This window comes from Geomonas sp., assembly GCF_056994735.1.
This window is the reverse complement of record NZ_JBXKJL010000394.1, coordinates 1-3,731: the sequence shown is the minus strand read 5'-3', so window position 1 is coordinate 3,731 and position 3,731 is coordinate 1. Positions and strand designations below refer to the sequence as shown.

At 62.3% G+C, this 3,731-nt stretch carries 4 protein-coding genes; all 4 read right to left on the bottom strand.

Going from position 1 to position 3,731, the window contains the following annotated elements; genetic code table 11:
* The coding region (locus AC11W3_RS16970; protein WP_484093404.1) for a GspE/PulE family protein at positions 1 to 1,348 on the bottom strand (1,348 nt) is incomplete at its 3' end.
* Between the two features lie 6 nt (positions 1,349 to 1,354).
* A complete protein-coding gene (locus AC11W3_RS16965) occupies positions 1,355 to 2,560 on the bottom strand; it encodes a type II secretion system F family protein (protein ID WP_484093403.1) in 1,206 nt (401 codons plus the stop codon).
* Between the two features lie 185 nt (positions 2,561 to 2,745).
* Entirely contained in the window at positions 2,746 to 2,928 is a 183-nt protein-coding gene (locus AC11W3_RS16960) for a hypothetical protein (RefSeq protein ID WP_484093402.1), read from the bottom strand.
* On the bottom strand, positions 2,928 to 3,656 hold the full coding sequence (locus AC11W3_RS16955) for a polyprenol monophosphomannose synthase (protein ID WP_484090795.1): 729 nt from the start codon (positions 3,654 to 3,656) through the stop codon (positions 2,928 to 2,930). The genes AC11W3_RS16960 and AC11W3_RS16955 overlap by 1 nt, the downstream gene beginning before the upstream one ends.
* Positions 3,657 to 3,731: the final 75 nt, after the last annotated feature.

Genomic DNA, 3,731 nt, shown 5'->3' with positions numbered 1-3,731 from the left:
AGGAGACGAAGTTGTAGGGGTCGATCCCCATGTGGGTGAAACGGCCGATCACGTCGAAGACGTTGTTGGCGTGGACCGTGGTGAAGACCAGGTGGCCCGTCAAGGCCGACTGCACGGCGATCTGGGCGGTTTCCGAGTCGCGGATCTCGCCGACCATGATCTTGTCCGGGTCGTGGCGCAGGATGGAGCGCAGGCCGCGGGCGAAGGTGAGTCCCTTCTTCTCGTTGACCGGGATCTGGGTGATGCCGGAGAGGACGTACTCGACCGGGTCCTCGATGGTGATGATCTTCTCTTCCCCGGTGTGGATCTCGGTCAGCGCGCCGTAGAGCGTGGTGGTCTTGCCCGAGCCTGTCGGGCCGGTGACCAGCACCATGCCGTAGGGCTCCTTGATCATCTTCCTGAAGCGCTTGACCTCGTGGGCTGCCATCCCCAGCGTCTCCAGGGTGAGCCCCCTGAGGTCGCTGGCGATGCTCTCCTTGTCGAGGATACGGATGACGGCGTCCTCGCCGAAGGCGCTGGGCATGATGGAGACACGGAAGTCGATCGACTTGCCTCCGATGCGCACCTTGAAGCGGCCGTCCTGCGGGATGCGCCGCTCGGAGATGTCGAGCTCGCTCATGACCTTGAGCCTGGAGATGAGCGGCCCCTGGAAGTGACCGTCGATCGGGTCGGTGGCCTTGTAGAGCACGCCGTCGATACGGTACTTGATGATCACCCCTTCCTGGGTGGTCTCGATATGGATGTCGGACGTGCGCCTGGTGAGCGCGTCCAGGATGGTGGAGTTGACCAGCTTGATGATGGGGCTGGTGTCGGCGGTGACGTTTTCCACCGAGAGGACCTCTTCGCCCTTCTCGGTCTCGGTCACGAGCTGCAGCATGAAGTCCTCGGAAACCTCCTTGAGGACCCGGCTCGTGCCTTCGCCGCGCTTCAGGTGAAAGCCGATCTCGCTTTCCTCCGCCACCTTGAAGAGGAGCGGGCGCTCCAGAAGGAGCGACATCTCGTCCAGCTTGACCACGGCCGTCGGGTCGGAGATGGCGGCCACCAGCAGGTCGCCCTGCAGCTCCAGCGGGATGAAATGGTAACGGTAGACCATCTCCGGCGGGATGGCGTTGAAGATGGTCTCGTCGGGACGGAAGCCCTTGAGGTCCACGTACTCCATCCCGTACTGGTCGGCCAGCGCCTTGGCCAGGGCGGTCTCCGAGATGAGCCCGTCGCCCAGGCAGATGGCGCCCAGCCGTTCGTTGGTGGCCTGCTGCCGGTCGAGGGCGTAGGCCAGCTGGTCCGGGGTCAGCTCCCCCTGCTCCAGCAGTATGTCGCCGAGTCTCTTTCTTCTGAATGGTTTAAGCATATATTCTCAACCTACTGTGCTCGCGATCTTGAAGATCGGCAGGTACATGGTGATGATGATGACGCCGATCACCACCCCCATCACGATCATGATGGCGGGTTCAATGGCGGTGGTCAGCACCTGGAGATTTCTTTCGATCTCCTCTTCGAAGTAGTCCGAGATGTCGGAGAGCATCTCCTCCATGGAGCCGGTGGTCTCGCCTACGGAGAGCATGCGCAGAGCCAGGGGCGGCATGAGCTTGATGCTCTCCAGGGCGGTGGAGAGCTTGCTCCCCTCCTCGACCCGCACCACCGCGGCGAGGAGACCGCGCTCCAGCACGCGGTTGTTGAGGGTCCCCACCGACATCCTCAGGGCCTCGACGATGGGAATGCCGCTGCCAAGGACGGTGGCCAGGGTGCGGGTGAAGCCGGCCACCGCATAACGGGTCGCCACGGCCCCGATGAAGGGGATCTTGATCTTCATGTTGTCGACGGCGAAGCGCCCGGACTCGGTTTCCTTCCAGCGCCTGAAGATGGTGATCGCCACAAAGACAAGCGCCACGAACAGCAGTACGTAGCGCTTCAGGAAGGTAGTGAAGGAGATCAGCATCTGGGTGGGCGCCGGCAGGGCAGATCCTGATTCGGTATAGATCTGGCTGAAGGTCGGGACCACGTAGACAAGGAGCAGCGATATGGCGATGACTGCCACCGTGATCAGTATTGCCGGGTAGAAGAGGGCCGCTATGACCTTGCCGCGGAACCCCTCTGTCCTCTTGAGGAAAGCGATGTAGCGGCGGATGGTCTGGGGGAGGTCGCCGGTGCGCTCGCCTGCCATGATCGATGCTATGTACAGGTGCGGGAAGACCCGCGGGTACTTCTCCAAGGCGGCGGAAAGCGCCATCCCCCCCTTGACGTCCTCGCGGACCGCCGAGAGTATCTCGTTGAGTTTCCCCCCCTCCGACTCGAGGATGGTATCGAGCGCCTGGATGATGGGGAGGCCCGCCTTGAGCAGCACGAGGAGCTCCTGGTTGAAGAGGAGAAGCTCCTTGTTGCCGATCTTCTTGCGGCCGACGCCCCTCTCCATCAGGAACTGCAGCGGCTTCTTGCGGAGCTCGAATACCGTGTAGCCCTGTTCCTCCAGGGTCTGCCGAAGGAGGTCGGCATTGACGGCGTCGAACTCCTTGACCACGATCTTGCCGTCGGAGGAACCTATCTTACATGTGAAGATGGACATAAGCCACTATGAGTACCATAAAAGAGGAAGAATTAAAACACTAAAACCTTTGGGGAAATTGGCAGGAACGGGAACGCGGGCGGAGTCTCTGCCGGAGGGGTGACTGTGCTCCTTGAGGATGACAGCGGCATCACCGGCAGGGCGGCCGGACCCCGGTCTCCATTTCCTGGTCCCCCTCGGGGTTCTCAGGCGTTGGCCATTCCGACCATCCAGGCCACGAAAAAGACCAGCAGGGCGATGCCCCAGCAGAGGGAGCCCCTGCGGTCGAAGACGCCCCTGGCGGGAAAGGCCCTGAGGATGAAGCCGACGGTGCTGGCGACGAGGCCCCAGATCCCGGCCAGGCAGACCATGCTCCAGAAACTCGCCATCATCCCCTCCCCGCCAAAAGCGGCCGCAACAGCGACCCGATCTTGAGCTTCCAGACCATCAACACCGCCTCGCGCACGATCCGCTTGGACATCTTCGAGGTGCCGGCATGGCGGTCGATGAAGATGATGGGGACTTCGGCCACCCGGTAGCCCCGCTCCACGCAGCGGAAGTTCATCTCGATCTGGAACGAGTAGCCGTCCGAGCGGACGCGACCGAGGTCGATCCCCTTCAAGGCATGGGAGCGGAAGCACTTGAAGCCGCTGGTGCAGTCCGAAATGGCAAGTCCGGTGATGACCCGGGTGTAGACGCTGGCGAAGTAGCTCAGCATGAGGCGGCGCAGCGGCCAGTTGACCACGCTGATGCCGTTCAGGTAGCGCGACCCGATGACGACGTCGCACTCCTTGATCTTCTCGAAGAAGAGCGGGAGGATCGAGGGGTCGTGGGAGAAATCGGCATCCATCTGGACGACGCAGTCGGCGCCAAGCTCGAGGGCGCGGGCGAAGCCTTCCCGGTAGGCGGAGCCAAGGCCCAGCTTCCCGGCGCGGTGCAGCACGCTGACCCTCCCGGTCTCGGCGGCCAGCTCTTCCGCGAGCTTCCCGGTACCATCGGGGGAGTTGTCGTCAACGACCAGCAGATGGATGTCGGGATCCAGGGAGAGGATCTGCCTGGTGAGCCTTTCCAGATTGTCCCGCTCGTTGTAAGTCGGGATCACCACAATCGGTTTCAACGGTTTCAAATCTGACTCGCTTTCCATTGGGGTTACAGGTCGCCGCCGGCCAAAAAAAGGGTCTCGATCACGGTG